Origin of the sequence: Pseudoalteromonas sp. ASV78 (genome assembly GCF_047806705.1) — a bacterium.
Lineage (GTDB): Bacteria > Pseudomonadota > Gammaproteobacteria > Enterobacterales > Alteromonadaceae > Pseudoalteromonas > Pseudoalteromonas prydzensis_A.
The window spans coordinates 3,207,287-3,230,637 of the sequence record NZ_JBLOPA010000001.1 but is presented as its reverse complement, the minus strand read 5'-3'; the positions used below and the strand labels follow the sequence as shown (position 1 = coordinate 3,230,637).

Annotated in this window: 23 protein-coding genes, 4 tRNA genes and 2 pseudogenes; 16 read left to right on the top strand and 13 right to left on the bottom strand. The window is 42.6% G+C overall.

Annotated features, from left to right (window positions below):
• Positions 1–244: 244 nt before the first annotated feature.
• From ACMVDV_RS14625 to ACMVDV_RS14610, 4 genes are all read left to right on the top strand, one after another.
• Entirely contained in the window at positions 245–1,225 is a 981-nt protein-coding gene (locus tag ACMVDV_RS14625) for a hydrolase (protein ID WP_283709839.1), read from the top strand.
• Positions 1,222–1,467: a YheU family protein gene (locus tag ACMVDV_RS14620; RefSeq protein ID WP_192543172.1), complete on the top strand. Its 246-nt coding sequence runs from the start codon at positions 1,222–1,224 to the stop codon at positions 1,465–1,467. The genes ACMVDV_RS14625 and ACMVDV_RS14620 overlap by 4 nt, the downstream gene beginning before the upstream one ends.
• A 59-nt stretch (positions 1,468–1,526) precedes the next feature.
• Positions 1,527–2,720, top strand: a complete 1,194-nt coding sequence (locus ACMVDV_RS14615; protein ID WP_416158617.1) for a dipeptidase — start codon at positions 1,527–1,529, stop codon at positions 2,718–2,720.
• A gap of 148 nt (positions 2,721–2,868) precedes the next feature.
• Positions 2,869–3,792 (top strand): HEAT repeat domain-containing protein, encoded by a 924-nt coding sequence (locus ACMVDV_RS14610; protein WP_416158616.1) that lies wholly within the window; start codon positions 2,869–2,871, stop codon positions 3,790–3,792.
• A gap of 149 nt (positions 3,793–3,941) precedes the next feature.
• Here the strand turns inward: ACMVDV_RS14610 and ACMVDV_RS14605 are convergent, their stop codons facing one another.
• Positions 3,942–4,832, bottom strand: coding sequence for an AraC family transcriptional regulator N-terminal domain-containing protein (locus tag ACMVDV_RS14605; RefSeq protein WP_416158615.1), 891 nt, complete (start codon positions 4,830–4,832; stop codon positions 3,942–3,944).
• A gap of 135 nt (positions 4,833–4,967) precedes the next feature.
• Between ACMVDV_RS14605 and ACMVDV_RS14600 the strand changes: the two genes are divergently transcribed.
• From ACMVDV_RS14600 to ACMVDV_RS14575, 6 genes and pseudogenes are all read left to right on the top strand, one after another.
• Positions 4,968–5,711, top strand: a complete 744-nt coding sequence (locus ACMVDV_RS14600) for an SDR family NAD(P)-dependent oxidoreductase (protein WP_416158614.1) — start codon at positions 4,968–4,970, stop codon at positions 5,709–5,711.
• A 41-nt stretch (positions 5,712–5,752) separates the two neighbouring features.
• The gene (locus tag ACMVDV_RS14595) at positions 5,753–6,157 is read left to right on the top strand and encodes a VOC family protein (RefSeq protein ID WP_416158613.1); all 405 of its coding nucleotides are present in this window, start codon (positions 5,753–5,755) and stop codon (positions 6,155–6,157) included.
• The gene (locus ACMVDV_RS14590) at positions 6,154–7,140 is read left to right on the top strand and encodes a saccharopine dehydrogenase family protein (protein WP_416158612.1); all 987 of its coding nucleotides are present in this window, start codon (positions 6,154–6,156) and stop codon (positions 7,138–7,140) included. Before ACMVDV_RS14595 ends, ACMVDV_RS14590 begins: the two co-directional genes overlap by 4 nt.
• A gap of 201 nt (positions 7,141–7,341) precedes the next feature.
• The gene (gene gstA, locus ACMVDV_RS14585) at positions 7,342–7,965 is read left to right on the top strand and encodes a glutathione transferase GstA (RefSeq protein ID WP_416158611.1); all 624 of its coding nucleotides are present in this window, start codon (positions 7,342–7,344) and stop codon (positions 7,963–7,965) included.
• Positions 7,966–7,993: 28 nt separating this feature from the next.
• Positions 7,994–8,323, top strand: a complete 330-nt coding sequence (locus ACMVDV_RS14580; RefSeq protein ID WP_416158610.1) for an SDR family oxidoreductase — start codon at positions 7,994–7,996, stop codon at positions 8,321–8,323.
• Between the two features lie 243 nt (positions 8,324–8,566).
• Positions 8,567–8,782: pseudogene (locus ACMVDV_RS14575) on the top strand (helix-turn-helix domain-containing protein); the annotation flags it as partial.
• 98 nt (positions 8,783–8,880) lie between these two features.
• Here the strand turns inward: ACMVDV_RS14575 and ACMVDV_RS14570 are convergent.
• Both ACMVDV_RS14570 and ACMVDV_RS14565 read right to left on the bottom strand, forming a co-directional pair.
• Positions 8,881–9,068 (bottom strand): annotated as a pseudogene (locus ACMVDV_RS14570) (integrase core domain-containing protein); the annotation flags it as partial.
• A gap of 112 nt (positions 9,069–9,180) precedes the next feature.
• Positions 9,181–9,585: a winged helix-turn-helix transcriptional regulator gene (locus tag ACMVDV_RS14565; protein WP_416158609.1), complete on the bottom strand. Its 405-nt coding sequence runs from the start codon at positions 9,583–9,585 to the stop codon at positions 9,181–9,183.
• Positions 9,586–9,684: 99 nt separating this feature from the next.
• Here ACMVDV_RS14565 and ACMVDV_RS14560 point away from each other — a divergent pair, with 99 nt between their 5' ends.
• Complete coding sequence (locus ACMVDV_RS14560; protein ID WP_416158608.1) at positions 9,685–10,149, top strand: nuclear transport factor 2 family protein; 465 nt, start codon at positions 9,685–9,687, stop codon at positions 10,147–10,149.
• 414 nt (positions 10,150–10,563) lie between these two features.
• On the opposite strand, the gene tuf is transcribed toward ACMVDV_RS14560, so the two are convergent.
• The 8 genes from tuf to murB all read right to left on the bottom strand — a co-directional run bounded on the left by tuf (position 10,564) and on the right by murB (position 15,102).
• Positions 10,564–11,748: an elongation factor Tu gene (tuf, locus tag ACMVDV_RS14555; protein ID WP_416158264.1), complete on the bottom strand. Its 1,185-nt coding sequence runs from the start codon at positions 11,746–11,748 to the stop codon at positions 10,564–10,566.
• Positions 11,749–11,882: 134 nt separating this feature from the next.
• Positions 11,883–11,958: transfer RNA gene (locus ACMVDV_RS14550), tRNA-Thr, on the bottom strand.
• Positions 11,959–11,970: 12 nt separating this feature from the next.
• Positions 11,971–12,045, bottom strand: a tRNA-Gly gene (locus tag ACMVDV_RS14545).
• A 45-nt stretch (positions 12,046–12,090) separates the two neighbouring features.
• A tRNA-Tyr gene (locus ACMVDV_RS14540) sits at positions 12,091–12,175 on the bottom strand.
• A 39-nt stretch (positions 12,176–12,214) separates the two neighbouring features.
• Positions 12,215–12,290: transfer RNA gene (locus ACMVDV_RS14535), tRNA-Thr, on the bottom strand.
• Positions 12,291–12,410: 120 nt separating this feature from the next.
• On the bottom strand, positions 12,411–13,106 hold the full coding sequence (locus ACMVDV_RS14530; protein ID WP_416158607.1) for a type III pantothenate kinase: 696 nt from the start codon (positions 13,104–13,106) through the stop codon (positions 12,411–12,413).
• Entirely contained in the window at positions 13,103–14,095 is a 993-nt protein-coding gene (gene birA / locus ACMVDV_RS14525) for a bifunctional biotin--[acetyl-CoA-carboxylase] ligase/biotin operon repressor BirA (RefSeq protein WP_416158606.1), read from the bottom strand. The genes ACMVDV_RS14530 and birA overlap by 4 nt, the downstream gene beginning before the upstream one ends.
• Entirely contained in the window at positions 14,092–15,102 is a 1,011-nt protein-coding gene (gene murB, locus ACMVDV_RS14520; RefSeq protein ID WP_416158605.1) for a UDP-N-acetylmuramate dehydrogenase, read from the bottom strand. The genes birA and murB overlap by 4 nt, the downstream gene beginning before the upstream one ends.
• 143 nt (positions 15,103–15,245) lie before the next feature.
• Here murB and ACMVDV_RS14515 point away from each other — a divergent pair, with 143 nt between their 5' ends.
• Positions 15,246–17,090 carry a M1 family metallopeptidase gene (locus ACMVDV_RS14515; protein WP_416158604.1) on the top strand — a complete coding sequence of 615 codons (1,845 nt, stop codon included), beginning with the start codon at positions 15,246–15,248 and terminating at the stop codon, positions 17,088–17,090.
• Positions 17,091–17,154: 64 nt separating this feature from the next.
• On the opposite strand, the gene ACMVDV_RS14510 is transcribed toward ACMVDV_RS14515, so the two are convergent.
• A complete protein-coding gene (locus tag ACMVDV_RS14510; protein ID WP_416158603.1) occupies positions 17,155–17,772 on the bottom strand; it encodes a DUF2057 family protein in 618 nt (205 codons plus the stop codon).
• Positions 17,773–17,864: 92 nt separating this feature from the next.
• Here ACMVDV_RS14510 and ACMVDV_RS14505 point away from each other — a divergent pair, with 92 nt between their 5' ends.
• The 4 genes from ACMVDV_RS14505 (at position 17,865) to ACMVDV_RS14490 (ending at position 21,874) form a co-directional block, all read left to right on the top strand.
• Positions 17,865–18,230 (top strand): histidine triad nucleotide-binding protein, encoded by a 366-nt coding sequence (locus tag ACMVDV_RS14505; RefSeq protein WP_304183285.1) that lies wholly within the window; start codon positions 17,865–17,867, stop codon positions 18,228–18,230.
• A gap of 233 nt (positions 18,231–18,463) precedes the next feature.
• Positions 18,464–19,120 (top strand): response regulator transcription factor, encoded by a 657-nt coding sequence (locus ACMVDV_RS14500; RefSeq protein WP_416158602.1) that lies wholly within the window; start codon positions 18,464–18,466, stop codon positions 19,118–19,120.
• A gap of 134 nt (positions 19,121–19,254) precedes the next feature.
• Complete coding sequence (locus tag ACMVDV_RS14495; protein WP_416158601.1) at positions 19,255–21,411, top strand: ATP-binding protein; 2,157 nt, start codon at positions 19,255–19,257, stop codon at positions 21,409–21,411.
• 109 nt (positions 21,412–21,520) lie between these two features.
• Complete coding sequence (locus ACMVDV_RS14490; RefSeq protein ID WP_416158600.1) at positions 21,521–21,874, top strand: 2OG-Fe(II) oxygenase; 354 nt, start codon at positions 21,521–21,523, stop codon at positions 21,872–21,874.
• A 6-nt stretch (positions 21,875–21,880) separates the two neighbouring features.
• Here ACMVDV_RS14490 and ACMVDV_RS14485 read toward each other — a convergent pair whose 3' ends face one another.
• The gene (locus ACMVDV_RS14485) at positions 21,881–23,299 is read right to left on the bottom strand and encodes a mannose-1-phosphate guanylyltransferase/mannose-6-phosphate isomerase (protein ID WP_416158599.1); all 1,419 of its coding nucleotides are present in this window, start codon (positions 23,297–23,299) and stop codon (positions 21,881–21,883) included.
• Positions 23,300–23,351 lie beyond the last annotated feature (52 nt).

The window sequence follows — 23,351 nt, the reverse complement described above, 5'->3', positions numbered from 1 at the left end:
TGGACGTATTCTTCAGAGACTTTTTTAGTGACCCAGTACTATTTTTATCATTTGGTTTTCTGGGAATCGTGATCGGATTATGCCTTTTCTTTGTGTACTTTTTTATCAAGAAAGTACATGACGACAAAACACCTAATCAGAATTAAGCACGACGCGCAAAGCCCCTTATCAACTTGTTTGATTAGGGGCTTTTTATTAAAATTTGTTACACTAGCAATTCAAATAGCTAAACATGTTTTAAATTATGCTTACAAATTTCAAGCCTGCGTGGTGGATGAGTAATCGTCATGTGCAAACAATTATGCCGCGTTTTTTTCGCCCCTTTCATAATACACGTTACCAATTAGAACAGCTTGATACCCCAGACGGTGATTTTTTAGAGCTTGCTTGGTCGCTACCAAAAAATGACCACACGCCACTGGCTATTGTGCTGCACGGCCTTGAGGGCAACATAAATAGCTTTTATGCCAAAGGTATGATGAAAGCCCTGAAAAAAAGTGGTTTTAGCGTTGTATTAATGCATTTTCGTAATTGTTCGACTGAAGCTAACCGCCTACCCCGCGCTTATCATAGTGGCGAAACTGGCGACCTTGATTTTTTTATAAAACAGCTCAAACAGCAGTTCCCAGATCGACCTTTGCTGGCAGTTGGTTTTTCACTCGGTGGTAACGTACTGGCAAAATATTTAGGTGAACAAGGGGAGCAATGTTTACTTAATGGCGCCGCGGTTGTATCTGCACCTTATGATTTATCGGCATCATGCCAAGTAATACGTAAAAGCTTAGCAAAAATTTATCAGAAGTATTTGCTCGATCGGATGAAAAAGTCCATGCACCGTAAACTGCCGCAAATCAAGCAACAAATTAATTTAACGCCAGAGCAATTACTGGCCATTGATGATTTATGGCTGTTTGATGAGCACCTCACAGCACCACTGCATGGCTTTAATGGCGCTGAAGATTATTACCAGCAAGCCAGTGCCAAGGCATATTTAAAACACATCGCCACACCGACTTTAATTATTCACGCTAAAGATGACCCTATGCTGTCGATTAAAGCCGTACCTAGTAGGCAAGATGTGAGTGAGCATGTTACGCTGCGTATCTCAGAAAAAGGCGGCCATGTTGGTTTTATAACGGGTAGTAACCCATTTAAACCTGTTTACTGGTTAGAGCAAATCGTGCCTGAGTACTTCAATCAGATCGTTAAAAAAGAGCCGTTATGATCATTCCACACCAACAACTCGATAAAGACACATTGTATAACCTTATTGAAAGCTATGTTTTGCGTGAAGGCACCGATTACGGTGAGCAAGAATTCAGCATTGAAAGTAAAGTGGCGCAAGTAAAGCAGCAATTAACCACTGGCGAAGCGCTGGTGTTTTTCTCTGAACTACACGAATCGGTCACTATTATTTCGAAGAGCGAATTTAAAGCACTGCAAAGTGAAGAGCAATTTAACGAGTAAACTTGTAACCAGCGTTGCAAAAATAGACAATGGCTTTTTTCCTTAAAGAGCCATTAAAAATGATAAAACTAAGCTCAATGGTTGTTGCTATCTCTCTAGCTCTTAGCAGCCAAGTAAATGCAGCTACAATTACCCCCTCAGCTAAAGCAATCAAACTCACCCAAGAAACTATTTTGATCGATACTCATATCGATGTGCCGTACCGTATTCATGCGAAATGGGCTGATGTGACTAAAGCCACTGATGACGGTGATTTTGACTACCCGCGCGCAGTACAAGGTGGCTTAAATGCGCCGTTTATGTCGATTTATATTCCAGCTCATTTAGAGTTTGAAGGAAAAGGTAAAAGCTACCAATTAGCAAATCAACTCATTGATAGCATGGAAGCGATTGCACAACGTGCTCCAGACAAGTTTGCTATTGCAAGCTCTACCGCTGATATTAAAGCGCAATTTAAAGCAGGTAAAATGTCACTTGCCATGGGCATGGAAAACGGCTCGCCCATTGAAGGCGAAATGAAAAACTTACAACACTTTTTTGACCGTGGTGTGCGCTATATCACCCTAGCTCACTCACAAAGCAACCATATTGCAGATTCGTCGTATGATATTCGCCGCAAATGGAAAGGGCTTAGCCCATTTGGTAAAAAGCTGGTTACTGAGATGAACAACATCGGCATGCTGATTGATGTTTCACATATTTCAGATGATGCGTTTTATCAAGTAATAGAACTATCTAAAACGCCGGTGATCGCCTCTCATTCATCGCTACGTAAATACACGCCAGGCTTTGAGCGTAATATGGATGATGACATGTTACTAGCACTGAAAAAGAATGGCGGTGTTATTCAAATTAACTTTGGTTCAAGTTTTGTTACATCTAACTCCCGCAGTTGGTACGACCAACTCAATAACAAAAAAGACGATGCTAAAAAGCAAGGCGTTAAACTAAGTAAAGATTTTGATGCTGCGTACCGTAAGAAAAACCCCTTCCCGTTTGCCAGCCTTGAGCAAGTACTTGATCACATTGATCACGTTGTCGAGCTAATTGGTATCGATTATGTTGGTATTGGCTCTGATTATGATGGTGTTGGCGATTCTTTACCAGTTGGCTTAAAAGATGTATCTAGCTACCCTAACCTTGTACAAGGCTTAATGGATAGAGGCTACAGCGATACTGATATCAAAAAAATATTAAGTGACAATGTACTACGCGTATGGCAACAAGCCGAGCAGTATGCGAAAAAGCATTAATTCATAAATGTTAAGCTCTGGGCAACTGGAGCTTATATACAAAGCCACAGCAAAAAACTCATTTTTGTACCTACCTTCTTACATCTTTTAACAGAAATTTTTAGCGAAAAAAGATAAATTAGCGTTTTATCTTTGGAGCACATTTTTAATGCCTATCAATAAAGGCTCTGTAGCAATTGTTGTTGCCACAATTGCCATTGCTATATCGTGTTACGGTACTTTTTTCGCAAAACATGTAGTAACCCCGCATACAAAACAAACTACTCTACAACAAAATGGTTCAGAAATAGTGGTCACTAACATCCCATTAAATAGCGATTATAATGAGCTATCAATTGATCTATTAAATAAAAAGATTACCGCCTTAGAATTACAACTCGCTAATTTGCAAATACAGAATCCAGCATTTGCAGAGGCAGCCAATAACGACGATTTTAAAGAGCTGGTATTAGCGGTGCTAAATGAAAAAGAACAACAAGTGCAAGCTAAAATGCGAGCGAGTAACCCTTATCATGCCTTTTACTCCGAGTTACCTGATGACTATGAACTACGTATAAAATCAGATCCACACTATGCTCAAAAAATGGCAACTCAGTTAAGAGAGCAAATTCTCAACCCAAATATAAGTGATGCAGAGCGCCTAGTGGCTTTAAATCAACTGCAATTAAATATGAATATCTTGAATAAACAGAGCATGCCTGAATATGACTTTGCTGTTATTGATAGTCTCTTTAATTTAGCAATCAATAGCACCGATGGTAATTTTAAAATACAAGCAATCGAGACAGTCACACAGACACCAGTGCTTGACTACCGGGTTGTCGAAAAGTTTACTCAGTTATTAGAAACTGATAACAATGACTATGTGCGCCGCTTAGCTGTGCAAGGTTTAGTGATGCAGTACTATCAAGCGCAGAATGAGCAAACTGGTTACAGTCAACAAGTGGCGCAGCATCTTTTAAGCCTATATAAAAACCCCACTGATAATGATGTCAAAACGTTACTTGATGAAGTATTCGGCAATCAAAAAATGTTGGATGAATTGCAAAACCACCTAGCAGATGAAGGTTAAAACCTAAACAGCTCACGCTAGCAAGCCATGCACTTACAAATAAAAAATACACAGAGCTTGTATTTTAATTAATGCTAATTTTCAAGCATCCATTAATATTACGAATGACAAAACCATTCTCAAATAATTTATGTAATCTTAAGATCAATTTATCTAGTAAATGGCTCTTTCCGTCTCAAATCAGCAATATCTTTGGAAGGTGGCAGGCCAAAAAATCTAGCATATTCCCGACTGAATTGATTGAGGCTTTCATACCCAACACCAAAAGCAATGGTGGTTGCATTTCCCTCTCCAGCTAACAGCGAAGAGCGTGCAGTAAGCAGACGGATACGTTTTTGAAACTGCAAGGGACTTAGAGCAGTAACAGCCTTGAAATGTCGGTAAAATGCCGACACACTCAATGAGGCCATCTCTGCAAGTTCTTCTATCTGGATCGACTTATCAAAGTTTACTCTCAGCCAATGAATTGCCACGCTAATACGAGCAAGTGCCGCATCCGGCGTAGCGATATCTCGCAGCATCCAGCCAAGTGGTCCCTGTAATATCCGGAATAAAATCTCCCTTTCATAAACAGGTGACAGTGCGACGATTTCATTTGGCTTATCCATTAAACGCAGCATTCGAAGCCAAGCGTCTAACAATTCTGTAGTTACTGGCGCAACAGAAAAGCCCGAACTATAAAGGCCACCGCCAACAGGTTTAGGCAAATCAGCAAGCAAATTTCCTATCACTTTCGGTTTAAGGGTCAAACTGACGGCTAAATAAGGCTCACCATCAGCAGAAGGATGCACTTGACCCACTGCAGGTAAATCCACCGACATGACAAAATAAGTCGCAGGATCATAATGATAAGTATGATCACCCACTGTCATAGTTTTACTGCCAGTTAGAATGAGATTTACCATCGGCTCATAAACGGCTGAAAGTTGGTGTTCCGGGATCCGCCCCTGCACCATAGCAACACGAGGAATACCTGTTTCAGTACGCCTGTTTTCTGCTCGAGCGGCGAGTTGTCGCAGTTCATTTAATATCATTTTCATAACTATCGACTCTGTCATATAAAAAATGCACATGCAATATCAAAAGTAGAATCAGGCAAGTTTAAGAGAGGATTATGGGAGCAGCCTCAATCCTTTTCAAGCGATAATGACAGCATCAAAAAAGGAGAGAATAGTATGAAAGTCGTCATTATTACAGGTAGTAGCCGCGGTATTGGGGCAGCGACCGCAGTTGAGTGCACCAAACGTGGTATGGGTGTTATTGTTACCTATCATAAAAATCAACAGGCAGCAGAAAACGTTGTCAAATCAATCAAAGGTTTTGGCGGTACAGCAATTTCATTGAAACTTGATGTGACCAACAGTGCTTCTTTCGCTGCGTTCCGGGATGATCTTTTATCGGTGCTACAGACAGTTTGGCAACGCACAAGTTTTGATTGTCTGGTCAACAACGCCGGTTATGGGCTCTTTAACCCGATAGAGAAAGTAACTGAAGCTGAGTTTGATGGACTTTTCAATGTCCACCTGAAGGGCCCATTTTTCCTGACTCAAACCCTACTGCCACTGCTGGCTGATGGCGGTCAGATTGTAAACCTGACAAGTGCAACAACGCGCTGTGCATTTGTTGGGGTGGCACCTTACGCCGCATTCAAAGGGGGCCTTGAAGTATTAACCCGCTACATGGCGAAAGAGTTTGGCCCCCGGCGCATTCGCGCAAACTCTATCTCTCCCGGTCCGATCCGTACTGAATTAGGCGGTGGTCTGAATGATGAATTTGAAGCCATGCTGGCGTCCATGACGGCACTTGGCCGCGTTGGCGAGCCAGAAGAAGTTGGCAGTGTCATAGGCAGTTTATTAGGCGATGACAATCGCTGGGTGAACGCGCAAAACATCGAAGTAGCTGGCGGATACCTGATTTAAATCAGGTATCAAACAACAACTAATAATTTTGAGAGGTATTTATGTTGGATCATATCTTCCTGACGGTAAGTAATGTAAACCGTTCAGTTGCTTTCTACGAGGCAGTTCTGCCACAAGTGGGGATTAGTGTGCGTCATAACTATGACGGTTCAGCCGGTCACCCTGACTTGAAAGGCTTTGGTGCCGACGGGCGAATATTCTTCTGGCTAAAGCAGGGAGAACCTCACCCAACAGCGGTGCATGTTGGTTTTATCGCCAACAACCAAGCTGAGGTCCATGCAGCTTATGCTGCCTGCATAGCCAATGGTGCCACAAATAATGAAACAGCAGGCGGAGCCCCAGGCGCACGATTGCATTATGACCCAGACTATTATGCAGCAAATGTGTTCGATCCAGACGGTTACAGTCTGGAATTTGTTTATAAAAACTGGAAGCACAAATCATGAATACACTAATGATTTACGGTGCAAGCGGCTATACCGGCCGCATGGCCACTGAATATGCCAAGGCGGCAGGACTGAATGTTATTGCCGCAGGGCGTGATGAAGCAAAAATAACGCAACTGGCTGCAGAACAGGAGGGGATCAGCACAAGGGTATTTTCTCTAGACGATGAAAAAGTAATTGATCAAGCACTGGCCGACGTCAGCGTTATTCTGAATTGTGCAGGACCCTATCATCGTACAGCAAAAGCTCTGATGCACGCCTCACTCCGCACCGGCTGTCACTATCTGGATATGGCGGCTGAGCTGGATAGTTATCAGTTGGCTGAGCAACTCGATGCCAAAGCTAAAGCCGCTGGCGTGATGTTGCTTCCCGGCAGTGGCGGTAGCGTGGCTATGCTTGGTTGTCTTGCGGGTTTTGCGGCTGAGCAGATTGCTCAACCTCGTAAGGTCAGTATTGCTTTGCATGTGACAGGTTCAATGTCGCGAGGCTCTGCCATCAGTGCCAGCGAAAATCTGAGCCACTCTGTGCAGTGTCGCCGCGATGGCAAGCTGGTCGATCAAAATCCAAGAGCCATGACCGATTTCGACTTTGGCGCCGGAGCTGTTCCTTGTTTCCCTGTGACTCTGCCTGATCTGATCAGCATCTGGCATGCAACTCAAATACCGGATATCGAAACTTTTGTGCATCTATCCGGTAATGCTTTTCCCGAAGGTGATCTACAGGCTCTTCCGGACGGACCTGATGCCGCAGAACGTGCAGCGAATCGCTATCAGGCAGCCGTTTATATTACTGATCAGCAAGGCCGAGTTAGCCGCGCAGTACTTGATACGGTCAATGGATACACTTTTACACCGCTGGCGGCAGTAGAAGCGGCACGACGAGCATTAAACGATGAGCTTAGCCCCGGCTTTCAAACGCCTGCAGGTCTGTTTGGTCACCAGTTTGCAACCTTCATTGCGGATACTCGCATGACCTTATGTTAGGTTTGCTGGGATATCTCATAGCTTATCAACATCGCTGTCTCAGGTTAAATTTCAGACCGATATAACTGAGTAAATGGAAGAAGGGGGCATCGAACCATTTGGGGTCAGGCCTGGGTTACCCCCTTTTGCATTACCAGCCATACAAAAGTAATTTAAATGTTAGGATGTGGTCGTTCTCAACCACTAGAAGGAATCGTTATAATGAAACTTTATTATTCTCCTGGTGCTTGCTCGTTATCCACTCACATAGTGCTTCACGAAGCGGCAAATGTGCCCTATGAATTAGCCAAAGTTGATCTGAGAAAACATAAAGTTGAATCCGGTCAAGACTATTACGAGATCAACCCTAAAGGGGCTGTGCCAGCCCTTGTGTTTGATGATGGCGTCGTTCTGACCGAGAGCGTTGCAGTTTTGCAGTACCTGGGGGATCACTACGCACCTTCGCTTCTGCCAGCGAACGGCACGCTGGAACGGGCACGCTTGCAAGAAGTACTGAATTATCTTGCGTCTGAGTACCACAATTCCTGGACTCCAATGTTCCATCTTGCTACTGGAGCGGACCCAACCGATGCTCAGCGTCCGGTTCTTGCAAAACTCAGCTATTTAAACAGCCTGTTTGCGGATAGTCGCTCTTATCTGCTGGGGAATAGTTTTAGTGTGGCAGATACCTATCTTTTTGCTGTTACCCGCTGGCCTGAGCATTTCGGTATATCACTTGACGCTTTCCCTGATCTTAAGGCTTTTATGGCTCGTGTCGAAGCCCGTCCTGCGGTTAAGGCAGCGCTCAAGGCCGAAGGACTTGTAGAGCTGTTTGCCCAAGACTAAGAAGCTTAAGCTTTGATTTAAAGACGGATTGTTCGGGCTGACACGCTTTACATTTGCCGGTGCCTCAGCATACCCCATGATGAAAGGTGGCGTGAAAGTCATGACCCGTTACCTGGCAAAAGAGCTAGGCCATCGTGGTATTAGCGTAAATACGCTGGCGCTGGGTGCCATTGAAACCGATTTGGCTGGTGTGGTGCGCAATAATAGCGAGTTAAATAAAATGTTGGCAGCACAAACCGCTTTGGGCCGTGTTGGCTTACCTGATGATATTGGTGGCGTTGTGGCCACATTATTAAGTAATGACGCTGGCTGGATTAACGATCAACGCATCGAAGCATCCGGCGGGATGTTACTGTAAATTTAACTATAAAAAGAAGTTAGACTATCGATTGTCTAACTTCTTTTGCATTTTCCCGCTCAAATAACTTTCTGATCTCGCCCGATGGTCATGACCACCACTGCACCAATAGCCACAGGCTGATAGCTGGTTGTCACAGGTACGCCATCCGATAGATTGGCTCCGCACACATTATAATGAACCTTTTCGTGTCGAGGCTCTCGCTTCAATGCCAGGAATGAGTGTTGCTGCCTTTATCACCACTTCAGGGCGATGACTGCCATGACCACACTGCAATATCAGAAAAAACTTCGTCTTCTGACAGCCCGCAGGTTGATGTTGTTTGAATCCCGCGATGCCGCGGAAATCGCTTTTTCCGTCGGTTATGAAAGCGCATCGCAGTTCAGCCGGGCATATACACGCATGTTTGGTGTGCCGCCAGTACGGGACATGGCCAGATTCAAGCTTCCAACAACTTAGAATACTGACACTCGCCACAGCTCTGTACTAGCTCATATTATTCTTGTACTGCATCTGAAAATGACGTTTTAATCACTACAATTACTTTACCATTGAAGGATCCCTTTCAGGACTGAATGTGGTCGCCTCCAATTGTAATAATGCTGCCATTCTGAAAGTTGTTCATATAACTCATCTGAATCTATATCAATTATTGTATAAAACTCAGACTTATCCGCACTTTATGAGCGATCAACTTTTCCATCAAAATGGGGGCTCTTGGTTTGTTAGGTCGAAACCTAATTCCAACCCTTGATGATTCAATCAGAAATTTTATTAATTTCTTTTGGCTGTAGAGCTAACTGCGGGCTTATTATGCAAAAGGTTTACTCTTTCAGCGGTTTGCACCACCAAGCTTTCTAATCTTCTATTGCTCGTTTATCAAACTCAAACTGAGCTTGTAACACCTTGGATGAATTGTTGATCGTCCAGTCAAATAATGCCCTAAATGGCTCGTCCAAAGTTCGTCCAAGTGCTGTGATACTATATTCCACGGCTATTTGAGAAGAAGGAATTACCCGCCGAGAAAGTATACCGCTGCGTTCAAGACGACGCAGACTGGACGTTAACGCTTTCTGCGAAATACCGTCTATACGCCTTCTAATTTCATTAAAGCGTAGCGGCCCCTCACAAAGTGTCGTGAGGATCAGAACAGACCATTTGTCTGTTATTTGATCTAACAACAGACGACTGGAACTGCTTATACCGTGGGTATCTGTGGGTGGCTCTACTAGACGTGTTGTTTTCTCATCAGTATTCAACATTTGGTTTCCTTTTATATACCTGATTGACTAAAAGTGCCTTATTGACACTAAGTTTCAAATATATACTATCAAGACTCAATTTTAAATAAGGAATTATCGATGTTAACTACATACCCCAATGAAACAACAGACAAACTTGCTATTGCTGAAACCCTCTATAGATTCGCTGCCGGAATTGATTTACGGAATCGAGACCTACTTGAATCCGCATTCGCCAATAATGCGGTATCCGATTTTAGACCTGCGGCAGCAAAAGCAGGCTTCGAGTTTCCTGTACTGGAAAATAAAGAAAATATCGTCACCGCCTTGATTAATTCACTTAGCCAGCTAGATACAACGCATTCTGTAAGCAATCCTAGAATATGCGTTAATGGTGATACAGCCCATATGGAAGCGATAGTTGAAGCGCAACATTTACCTCGAAACGACCACTCAAAACATTACCTTATGAAAAACCGATACGATATCGAATTAGTAAGGCAGGGCGAAGTGTGGGTAATTCAACATGTTACTATCGACAATGTCTGGCGTTCGGGTGATCCTCAAGTTCTTTCTGTTGTATAAAAACGCTTATCAGACATCTTAAATTTGTAAATCAATTTAAAGCAGCGTGAAAGGAACTTACCAATATTACCAGTTCAGACGATATAATTTATTAACCGTCTTACCGCTGAAAGAAAATGACAGGGTGACTATTCATTAAATTTCGATTGAAGTTGCTGACGGTTAGTTTTTAACTTTAAACTACTTGATATTTAAATGAATTAACATTAATCATGTGTATTAAACGCAGTGCGTGCAAGCTCTGCGCGACAACAAAAATCAACACCGAGCTTATCTGTCTAGCGCCTAGCTGACTTTGAAAAGCGTGGTCAGCTCACCAGCTTGGTTTCTCGGCTCAAAGCTCAAATCCCAGGCATTAAAAAACCCGAGACTAAGCTCGGGTTTTTTTAATGCTTAATGCATTACAACTGTTGATTACTCAACGATAGTTGCAACAACACCAGCACCTACTGTACGGCCACCTTCACGGATAGCGAAACGAAGACCTTCGTCCATCGCGATTGGCGCGATTAGCGTTACTGTCATCTTAACGTTATCACCAGGCATTACCATTTCTACGCCTTCTGGTAACTGTACGTCACCAGTTACGTCAGTTGTACGGAAGTAGAACTGTGGACGGTAACCTTTGAAGAATGGAGTATGACGACCACCTTCATCTTTCGAAAGTACGTATACTTCTGAAGTGAATGTTGTATGTGGGTTGATTGAACCAGGCTTAGCTAGTACTTGACCACGTTCAACGTCTTCACGCTTAGTACCACGTAGAAGTGCACCAATGTTCTCACCAGCACGACCTTCGTCAAGTAGTTTACGGAACATTTCAACACCAGTACAAGTAGATTTAGTTGTATCATGGATACCAACAATTTCTACTTCGTCATTGATGCGGATGATACCAGCTTCAACACGACCAGTTACAACAGTACCACGACCTTGGATTGAGAAAACATCTTCGATAGGCATGATGAATGGCTTATCGATGTCACGCTCTGGCTCTGGGATGTAAGAATCAAGTGCGTCAGCAAGTTCAATGATCTTGTCTTCCCACTCTTTCTCGCCTTCTAACGCTTTAAGCGCAGAACCAGCGATTAGTGGTAAGTCATCACCTGGGAAATCGTACTCAGAAAGAAGTTCACGAACTTCCATTTCTACTAGTTCAAGTAGCTCTTCGTCATCAACCATGTCACATTTGTTCATGAATACGATGATGTAAGGAACGCCAACTTGACGAGAAAGAAGGATGTGCTCGCGCGTTTGTGGCATAGGGCCGTCAGTCGCAGCAACAACTAGGATAGCGCCGTCCATTTGAGCAGCACCAGTGATCATGTTTTTAACATAATCGGCGTGTCCAGGACAATCTACGTGTGCGTAGTGACGAGTTGGCGTATCGTACTCAACGTGTGAAGTTGAGATTGTGATACCACGCTCGCGCTCTTCTGGAGCGTTATCGATTGATGCGAAATCTTTAGCAACACCGCCGTATACTTTTGCAAGTACGTTAGTGATTGCTGCAGTTAGGGTTGTTTTACCGTGGTCAACGTGGCCGATTGTACCTACGTTTACGTGCGGTTTTACGCGTTCAAACTTTGCTTTTGCCATGACGGAACCTATCAGTTTTGTGTATCTAGATTACATATGAAAATAATCCACCGGAGGTAGATTAAGTTAATTTTTTCAAATTTCAAATAGTATTTTCTGACAGATAAAGGAAGTAATCAAGAAGATTCTAAGACTGGTGCTGATAGGCAGAGTTGAACTGCCGACCTCACCCTTACCAAGGGTGCGCTCTACCGACTGAGCTATATCAGCAACACCAGAAACTGGAGCGGGCAGCGGGAATCGAACCCGCATCATCAGCTTGGAAGGCTGAGGTAATAGCCATTATACGATGCCCGCGTTAGCAACCTGTTCTTAAACTACCTCTAACCGTCAAGAATAAAGTGGTGGAGGGAGCTGGATTCGAACCAGCGAAGGCTGAGCCGTCAGATTTACAGTCTGATCCCTTTGGCCGCTCGGGAACCCCTCCACGATAATTCTTTACTAAGCACTTTCGGTAAAAGGAAAGTGGTGCCGACTAACCGAGTCGAACGGTTGACCTACTGATTACAAGTCAGTTGCTCTACCAGCTGAGCTAAGTCGGCACTGCTTTAGTACGGGGCGAGATATTAGAGGAAGGTTGGTGGTGATGCAACAATAAATTTGAAAAAAATGTAATTTTTTAGCTTGAGCGCTCACAAATCAGGCAAAACAAGCTATTTCTGTTACTTTTCGCTCAATTCATACCAGTAATTGAGTCCCTTCATCACTAATTGCGGATCATAAATCGCATCTAAAAATTGTGCTTTCAATAGTGCACCATAGCCACCAGCAAAAATTAGCCGAGGGGTTTTATTGGTTAAATGTAATTTTGCTTGCTCAACAGCCCCTAAGGTTGCCACTAGCGCGCCATTTTTTAAACCATTCGGTGTATTTAAGCCCAACTCATTTGCAAAAGGCGTGTTGCCATCATCAAAAACGCGCTGGGTATTTTGAGTTAATGAACGCGTCATTAGATCAAGGCCGGGCAATATCCAGCCGCCCAAATGTTGCCCTTGCGCTGTAAGTACATCAATTGTTGTGGCAGTGCCGGTATCTATCACTATGCAATCTTGCTGCGGCCATAATTGAAAAGCGGCAATTAAAGCAAGCCAACGATCAATACCTAAATTACTAAATTGTTGATATGCACAGCTTAAGTTACTTAGTTGTTTAGTTACTTTCGCTTCAAAACATGGCACCTGAAATAAGCATGCTTGTGCCAAGAGCTCATTGAGCTGCTCACTGTTACCAACACTTGCATAAACAACCTCGTTAATTTGCGACCACGGCAGTGCGTTAAGATCACATGGCTTAATTTGCCCATCTTGCCATACAGCGGCTTTTAGTGCCGTGTTACCTACATCAATTAATAGCCTCATACGCTTGCCTTACGTAATGATATTTCGCCGCCATAATAACTTTTCACTTCACCGTCTTGGCGAATACGAATACCACCGTTAGCATCAATGCCTTCACAAATACCACTCCAACTGCGATGCCCTGTGTTAAGTTCAACGCATTGCCCAGCGAATACGTTTAAACTATTCCATTGTTGATACATATCATTTAAGCCAGTTTGACTGTACTGCGCTAACCGCTGTTCAAGGTGATAGGTTAAATAGGCCACCAGCTGATTTTTATCAATCTGCTGACTATGCTGACTTAAATCGGTCCACGCTTGGTCGATTTGCTGACTAAAACTTTCTGGCATTTGTAAATTAATGCCAATGCCGATAACTAACTGACACGGTCCTTGTGGCTGACCATCTAATTCGACTAACACGCCAGCGAGCTTTTCATGATTAAGATAAATATCATTCGGCCACTTAAGTTGGATCTCCAGCTTATACAGTGTTTTTAAGGTATCGTAGACCGCTAACCCCACGGCAATTGACATTCCCATCGCCGCTTGCAAGCCATCATCTAAGCGCCAGTAGTAACTATAATATAAGTTAGCGCCAAAGGGGGATTGCCACACTCGACCACGGCGACCCCGTCCTGCCTGCTGCATTTCAGCAACAACCACAGTTCCCGACTCCAGTGCTTGTTTAGCTGCAATACGGCGCATTAACTCGCTGTTAGTCGAATCTATAATTGGCTGAACTTCCACTTGCGCGGTGTGTGCCCCTAAGCTTTGGTAATAGTGTTGGATCTTAGTTTGCTCTAATAAGCCGACGTTATTATTTAAGCTATAGCCTTTACCGCTGACTTTAAAAATATCTAAACCCATCTCTTGCAAACTTTGCATATGTTTACTCACCGCCGCGCGGCTAATACCCAATTGCTCGCCCAGTAATTGCCCAGAGATAAAGCCACCTTGATTAAGCGCATTTAAAATAGCCAGTTTATTGCCATCCGGTGCTTTCATAATCTGCCCTCTAAGCTAATATGGCACTCATCAAAGGCTGCCATTAACCGCACTTCATGATGTAACTCTATTTGATAACGCTGCCAAATTTGTTGTTGAATATGTGTGATCATGGCAATAAGATCGTCGCCATTGCTATCACCATGGTTCACCAGCACCAGCGCTTGTTGTTGATGCACTTCGATGCCAGCAATACGATGCCCTTTTAGCCCCGCCTGCTCAATCAACCAACCTGCCGCCACTTTGTGATGTTGATCATCATAAACATAATGCGGTAATTGCGGATGCGCTTGTAACAAGGTCTGTAATTGCTGATTCGCTATTATTGGGTTTTTAAAAAAGCTGCCGGCATTAGCCAACACATAAGGATCGGGCAGTTTACTGTTACGAGTTTTAATTACTTGCTCAAAAACAGCTTGCGGAGTTACCGATTCAAGCTGCTGTAAGGGCCCGTAACTTAGCTCTGGTTGCCATTGTTTTGGTAATGCTAATGCCACTGTGGTGATCACTGCTTTATTTTTTAATTGCTGCTTAAAAATAGAATCACGGTAGCCAAACTGACACTGGAGTTTGTTTAAGCGTTTTATTTGCTTACTGGCAATATCAAAATATTCTACATATTCAATAAATTTCGCCAGTTCAACACCATATGCCCCAATATTTTGCACCGGTGCTGCGCCCACTGTGCCTGGGATCAACGCTAAGTTTTCCAGCCCTGACATAGCTTGCGCTAAACTATCACTAACAAGTTGGTGCCAATTTTCACCGGCGGCAACCTCTAGTAAATAGTCATCTTTACGTTCGCTGATATTCACACCGCGGGTCGCCATTTTGATCACTGTACCTTGATAAGTACTTAAAAAAACGGTGTTACTGCCTGCGCCTAAAATACAAAAAGGGCTAGCAAACGCTAGTTGCTGCAATTGCGCTAAGTCAGTAATTTCGATGAGTTGCGAGCACTGACTCTGCAAAGAAAAGGTATGAAAAGATTGTAGGGACTGAGCCACAAAGCGCCTCAAAGGTTAATTGTCACTAATCGCACTAGTGTAACTCTTAGTCGCAAATGTTGCACTAGATTGTAAAAAATGCTCAAACAAGAATCACAATCATGATATAAAACCTGCACTTTTTATTCGTGTTCAGGGTATTTATGAAAATCAAACCTCTCTTTTTAAGCCTCGCTTTGGCTGGAATGTGCTCTCAAGCAATGGCCAGTGCCATTGATCAAAACTCCTATGCCAATCTTGATGATGTAATCACTACGCATTTAAACCTTGATTTAGATGTCGACTTTGCCGATAAACAATTAGAGGGCTTTGTTGAACACACGCTAGCATGGCAAAACACCACTAGCAAAACCTTAGTGCTTGATACTCGCGATCTAGATATCGATAAAGTAATGTACCAAGGTCAAAATGGCAGCTGGCACAAAGCTAAGTTCACTCTTGCTAAGCGCGATGATGTTAAAGGCTCTAAACTTACCATTACTTTTCAAAGCCAAGCGCCTAAAGTACGTATTTATTATAACAGTCGCCCTGAAGCATCTGGCTTACAATGGTTAACCCCAGAACAAACAGCCAGCAAAAGCCACCCATTTATGTACAGCCAATCACAAGCAATTCATGCTCGTAGTTGGATCCCAGTACAAGATACACCAGCGATGCGGGTAACTTACTCAGCCCGTATCCACACACCTAAAGATATACGTGCAGTAATGAGTGCTGATAACAAAGATGCTTTGTATAAAGACGGCGATTACATGTTTGATATGCCACAAGCTATCTCGCCGTACTTAATTGCTATTGGTGCGGGTAACTTAGAATTTAAAGCCATGTCTAAGCAAACCGGTATTTTTGCGGAGCCAACTATTTTAGCTGCGTCGGTTGCCGAATTTAACGACACCCAAGCGATGATCGATAAAACCAATGCCATGTATGGCGAGTACGCATGGGGTCGTTATGATTTACTCATGCTACCGCCAAGCTTCCCATTTGGTGGTATGGAAAACCCACGCCTTTCATTTATCACACCAACGGTGGTTGCTGGTGATAAAAGCTTAGTAAACCTAATTGCTCACGAACTTGCGCATTCTTGGTCTGGTAACTTAGTAACCAATGCAACCTGGGAAGATTTATGGCTAAACGAAGGTTTTACCTCATACGTTGAAAACCGCATTATGGAAGAAGTATTTGGTCGTGACCGTGCCGTTATGGAACAAGCACTTGATGCAGCGGGTTTACGTGCGCAACTAAAAACCATTGATGCACCTGATACGCGTCTTAACTTAAAACTTAATGGCCGCGATCCAGACGATGCTTTCAGCTCAGTGCCTTATACTAAAGGCCAGCTATTTTTAGTCTATTTAGAAAACCAATACGGTCGTGAAAAATTTGATGACTTTGTGAAAACTTACTTTAATGAATTTGCTTTCAAGTCATTAACCACTGCCGAATTTGTGACTTATTTAAAAGCCAACTTAATTGAAAAATACCCAGGCGTGGTTAGCATGGACAAAGTAAATGAGTGGATTTTTCAGCCTGGTTTACCAAATGATGCACCAAATCCAACCTCTGATGCGTTTGATAAAGTAGATAGCGCAACTCAAGCATGGTTAAAAGGTGAAACAACTGCCGCGCAACTTCCTACGACTAATTGGACAGTGCATGAGTGGCTACACTTTTTAAATAACTTACCGCGCGATTTAAGCCTAGAAAAAATGGCAGCGTTAGATGCAGAGTTTAACTTAACTCAATCCACCAATGCTGAGCGTGCATTTGCATGGTATATGCTTGCGGTAGGCAATGGCTATCAACCAATTTATCCATCTCTTGATAAGCACTTATCTGGTATTGGTCGTCGTAAGTTGATTGTGCCGTTATACAAAGCATTGATCAAAAACGGTAAGCGTGAGTGGGCTCACGATGTTTACCTTAAAGCTCGCCCTGGCTATCATCCACTAGCACAAGGTACTATTGACGACTTATTTGCTAAGTAAGCTGAACTAGCACACACAAGAAAGGGCGATTTATTCGCCCTTTTTACTATTTAATTCACCTTGTTTATTTACTTTTCGTGACTTTATCAATGAAAGCTTGCTGCTCTTGGGCACTGGCTTGTTGCCACCAAAAATCGAGCATAGCTGCAGCATTTGGTGCGTTTGACGCAGGACGAGAGACTGGAGCTTGCGCTGTCGTCGCCGAAGCAATGGCGGTAGTGCTCGCTGCAGCTGCTGCTGTCGCAACTGGAGATACAGCACCGCTGCTTAGATTTGGTTCAGGTATAATCGCTAAAGGTATACCTAATGACTCTCCCTTCACTTGCAAACTCACTTGTGGGGCCTCGGCAAACACTTTCGCCGCCACCGCATTATCAGCACGATTGAACACCACATCGTAATCCGTATTGGCAGCAATGGTCATCGTTACCCAAAATGGTTCAGAGTCAATAACTTGATGATCATCGTAGCCTTGCTCATAGAGATCTGTGTACTTAAGTTTGAACTGATAAACACCGGGAGTAAGCTCAACTTCATCAACCCGATTGAAAAATGAATGTTCTATTTTTTTATCGCCCACTTGTAACGGCACGATTTCTTCAGGGAAATTAACGGTTTCAGCAATACTGGGAACACTGAAAAACAATGCAACAATACTGCTCAATAATAAATTTTTACGCATAATAACTCCTTGTGGTTTGATTTCAGTTTGACACTGCAAGCAAAGTTTGTCATTAGTGATATTTATTAGATTACAATGGGACTGATTTTAACGTGAGCCAAGAAACTATTTTTACTAAAATTATCAATCGCGAAATTCCAGCTGACATCGTCTACGAAGATGAGCTGAGTTTGGCCTTTAGAGACATCAACCCACAAGCTCCTTTTCATATCCTGATTATCCCAAAAAAAGAGATTGCGACCATTAATGATATTACCGAACAAGATGCACCTATTGTCGGTCATCTTTATGTAGTAGCTGCCAAAATTGCCAAACAACAGGGCTTTGCAGACGATGGTTTTAGAGTTGTAATGAATTGTAATGAACATGGCGGTCAAACTGTTTACCACATTCATTTACATATGTTAGCTGGTAAAATAATGGGATGGCCACCTTATCAAGATAAGAAGAAAGGCTGATTTATAAAATTACAGTGTAAATATTTGTGAAAAACACACACTTCTGGTTTTTGATGTTATTTTTTATAAATATCAAAAGCTTGAAAAGGTTTTAAAATGTATTTTTTAATGACTAATGTACAAAACGTTATAAAACTATGTTTATCCTACCCCAAGATAGGAAATTTCTAATACGAAAGGGGCGGATTGCATGTTAGGATTGATTAGTCAACTTTATTCAAGAGTATATAAGTATGAGTAGTTCAGCCTTTTTGTTACTAGATCTAGAGCCAATTAATACAATTGGTATTAATGTATTAGAGCCTTTATTAAAAACCCAAGGGCTCAATGTTACTACCGGAACAAACATATTAGACGTGCCTGAGGGAACGCGCTTATTGTTTATTGAAACATCAAACCAAGACGCTTGGGGGAAACTAAAAGAGCAACTGGTAAACCTGCGTGTAAAATGCGATATCGTATTATTCAACCTAAATGAAAATCCAGAGCTTGCTAATCGTGCGCTGTTAAGCGGCATTCGTGGTGTATTTTACACCACAGACAACGCTGACGTACTAATGAAAGGCATTCGCTTATTACTTGAAGACCAACTCTGGTATCGCCGTGATATCATGTGTAACGCGTTAAACCGCATGCTGCAATTTAATAAAGATGCCTTACACAAACTCACCGACGGTGATATTGAACCAGTAAAACTCACTAAACGCGAGAAAGCGATTATCTCACTGATGAGTAATGGCTCTAAAAACAAAGAGATCGCAGAAGCGTTAAGCATTAGTCCACACACGGTAAAAACACATTTATACAGTGCATTTAGAAAAACAAAATGCCGTAACCGTATTGAACTACTGTCATGGGCACAGCAAAATATTCCTGATGAAATTCGCTGAGCTAGCGACTTTCATTTAACTATAAAAAACAGGTACTTTACTACCTGTTTTTGCATTTCTATGCCACACCTTATTTGCTAACCTTGGCAATTGCCATTATTCTAATCTCGTTACCCGATCAGCTTGGAATATAAATGCTCGACTCCCTCACTCTGTATTGTGCTAGCGCCGCCATGATGGCTGTAATGGCACTGCTTAATTTTTTAACTTGGCGCGCAAACAAACATACTCCTGGCACTGTGTTATATATATTCTATCCGTTAGTGCTCTTTACTGCATTATTGAGCTTTGCTTTGCATGGCTATATCGATAATCTCATTACCATTATCTTAGCGAATTGCTTATGGTTTAGCGCATCCATCATTCATGCATTAGCGATCAGCCAATTTTTAGGTTATCGCGGTAAAGAATTTCGATTTTTTGTATTGGCAACGTTATTTTGCGGTGCATTGTTAATGTACTTTACAGTGGTCGATTCAAACTTACGCAATCGAGTACTTGCCTCTGATTTACAACATATCAGCGAAGCACTATTTCTACTGTACTTATTTATTCGCTTTGCCCGTAAGCCCTACCCCAACGGCAGTATTGTCTATATTTTGATTCTTACCATTATTAGCAGTGTTTTTGTCGGACGCGCTTTTTTAATGGAAGATGTGAACAATTTCACACTGTTAAAAGAAAACTGGTTTAGCGTTACCTTACTGATCAATGGCGTGATCGCACCGATATTTTATACTACCGGCATGGCATTATTATGTAATGAGCGCAGAGAGCAAAACCTCAATCAGTTAACCAATAAAGCGCAAAAAGATCTTGAAATAAGAGGCTTATTTTTATCAACCATCAGCCATGAAATTCGCACTCCCCTAAATGGCATTTTAGGCAGCGCACAATTGATCTTGAATCAATCAACGGATCCACGGGACAAACCTTACTGCGAAGCCATTATAAACTCAGCCGAGTCTCTTAACTTGTTAGTCGATAAAGTGCTTGATTACGCAAGCCTTGATCAACACAACGAAGCGCTTTATGAAGAAGATGTCGAATTTAAAACCTGGCTCCACAATCTCTGTTTACTACTGAGTCCACTAGCCGAGCAAAAGCGCTTAAAGTTTGAGTTAATTTATAACCTACCAGAGCAAGCTTGTTATTACTGTGACCAACAAAAACTTCGGCAAATCATCATTAATCTCGTTGGTAATGCGATTAAATTCACTGATAAAGGTGAAGTTAAGATCCGTGTTGAACTACTCGAAGAGCGTCAACTTGAGCATCATGTGCGGATTAGTGTAATTGACTCAGGACCGGGTATTGAAGATGACGAGATAGAGTATCTCACTGAGCCTTACGTACAAAGCAGTGCAGGGAAAGAAAAAGGCGGAACAGGCCTTGGCCTTGCTATCACCAGCCGCCTACTGGCTAAACTCGGCTCACAACTCGATATCATCAGTGAGCTCGATAAAGGTAGTTCGTTTAGCTTTGATATCACCTTGGCGCTTGGTGAATTAAGCTTAGTTGAACAACGCCATCAATCAAAAGACTACTTAACCGGTTTAGATGTGTTACTGGTTGAAGATTTAGATTTAAATCAAAAAATAGCCATCGAGTTTATGGCTGATGATGAACATAAAATCAAACTCGCCCGCGATGGTAAAAGTGCCATTGAGCTGATGCAAGCCTATCACTTTGATGTGGTGCTATTGGACATGAATCTGCCAGATCTAACCGGCCAAGAAGTGCTGAAAACCCTTAAAGGGATCGAACATAAAAACCAGCGTACGCCGGTGCTGGCATTTACTGCTAGTTTAAGTCCTGACGAAATAAAGGAATATTTTACACTTGGCATAAAAGACATTGTTGGCAAGCCGATTAAACAACAAAAGTTACGCCAAGCGTTAAGTGACTCACAAAACAGTCAAGCTCCCAGCATTGCCGTAGAACTCAGTGATGTTTTGTATGATGATACCGCAGCAGACACATTAAAAAGCTCTTTTAGTGAAGATGAAGTGTCTTCTATTTATAACGAGTTTGTATTATCCGCTCGCAATAAACTGATCCGTGCTCAGCAATTGCTAGACGAAGATAAAGAACAATGTATAAAGCTACTACATCGTCAAGCCAGTACCGCTTTGCAGCTTGGCTTTAACCGCTACGGTAGCGAACTAAAAAAAATCGAGCGACGCTTGCTCGATAACAAACCACTTAAAGAGTCACTCACCGCAGCATTGGTACTGTGGCAAAATAGCCTTGAGCAGTATTTAAAGTATGTAAGAGAGCAGATGAGTTAGCGAGTTGGCGAGTTGGCGAGTTGGCGAGTTGGCGAGTTGGCGAGTTGGCGAGTTGGCGAGTTGGCGAGTTGGCGAGTTGGCGAGGTTAGAGTAACTAGGGATAAGTACGATGGCTATTTTTAAAAATTTATTTCGCTGGCAGCGTGGTAGGCAAGCTTCAGGCTATGACAAAATGCTCTTATGTGGCGCTTATTGGCCAATAAAATTTGATACTTATTTAATTAAGTTTCCCGTGGGTAGCGAAATAAAACCCCATACAGATAAGGTTAAGTCAGGTAAACACTTTAGGTTAAATATTATTCTCAAACGTGCTCAACTCGGCGGTGAGTTTATCTGCGAAAATACCTTATTTCAAAGCACGCGGATAAAGCTATTTAGGCCTGATATCACTCAGCATGCAGTAACTAAAATTGAAAAAGGCAATCGTTATATATTAAGTATTGGCTGGGTTAAGAGCGACTAACGGTCGCTAACTTCGCCCATATTGATCATCAAAACGCTCTATATCTGCTTCATCTAAAATACTGCCGGTTTGCACTTCGATGAGAATAAGCGGCTCGCTGTGGGTATTTGCTAAACTGTGGATCTGACCTGGCGCTATATAACATGACTGATCTGCGGTTAACGTCTGAATATGTCCAGCAATACTAATATCAGCCACACCAGATACCACCACCCAATGCTCGGCACGATGTTGATGACGTTGCGTGGAGAGCTTGCCATTACTATTAACGATAATCTTTTTAACTTTAAAGCCAATTCCTTCGACTAACACTTGATAGCTACCCCATGGTCGATACATAGCTTGATGATGTAACAACTTATCACCGTGCTTAACAGCCAATAATTTTAATAATTCTGGCAGTTGTTCAAGCTGATTTTTATCCGCCACTAAGGTGGCATCATGAGTGTGAATAATAGCTAAATCTCTGACTCCTAAAGCGGCAATAGTATGGCCGCTTTCGCTATTGAATAAGTTTTTTTCACTATTTAACAACACGGTATCTGCGCTTAGGTTATTACCTTGCTCGTCTTTATCGGTACTTTGCCATAGCGAATTAAAGCCGCCGACATCATTCCAATGCAGTGCTAACGGCAGCACCGCCACATTAGCGCTACGCTCTAAAATAGCGTAATCGATAGAATTACTGGGGCAACTCTTTAAAACATTGTTATCGGCACGAGTAAAACCTAAATCACCTGTAAAATTGGCAGCTTGTGCAATGCAATTCGCTATTTTTGGTGCAAACCGTGCCAACTCAGCAAGGTATGCCCTCGGGGTAAATAAAAACATGCCGCTGTTCCAGCTGTATCGACCACTGGCTAGATATTGCTGCGCCATCAGTAAGCTAGGTTTTTCTTTAAACTCATCAACGTCATAACAGTTTGAGGCTGCTATTTTAGCCCCCCTTCTGATATAACCGTAGCCACAGTGGGCAGTATTAGGCTCGATTGCAAACGTAATTAGTTTGCCCTGCTGCGCCAACGTTATCGCATCTGGCAGCTGTGCAATCAATAATTCAAAATTATCAATATGATGATCCGCTGGCATCACCAATAAAGGCGTATCAAGCCCTTGCTGTAATACATATTGCGCGGCCAGTGCGATTGCCGGTGCAGTATTTTTCCCTTCAGGCTCTAATAATAACGCCTGTGGTTGCACATTTATCTGCTGACATTGGCTACTGGCAATAAAGCGATGTTGCTCGTTACACACCAAAATAGCATCAGAAAAACACTCATCTTCGCAACGCTTTAGGGTGCTCTGCAATAACGATTCATCCCCGAGTAAAGGTAAAAACTGCTTTGGCATAGCTTGGCGTGACAATGGCCATAACCGTGATCCTATGCCACCGGCTAATACAACAGGAATAATCGCGTTCTTCATCGCAAACACACTTTTAATTTGAATGCGCTTAGTTTAACAGAGTATCGCGGTT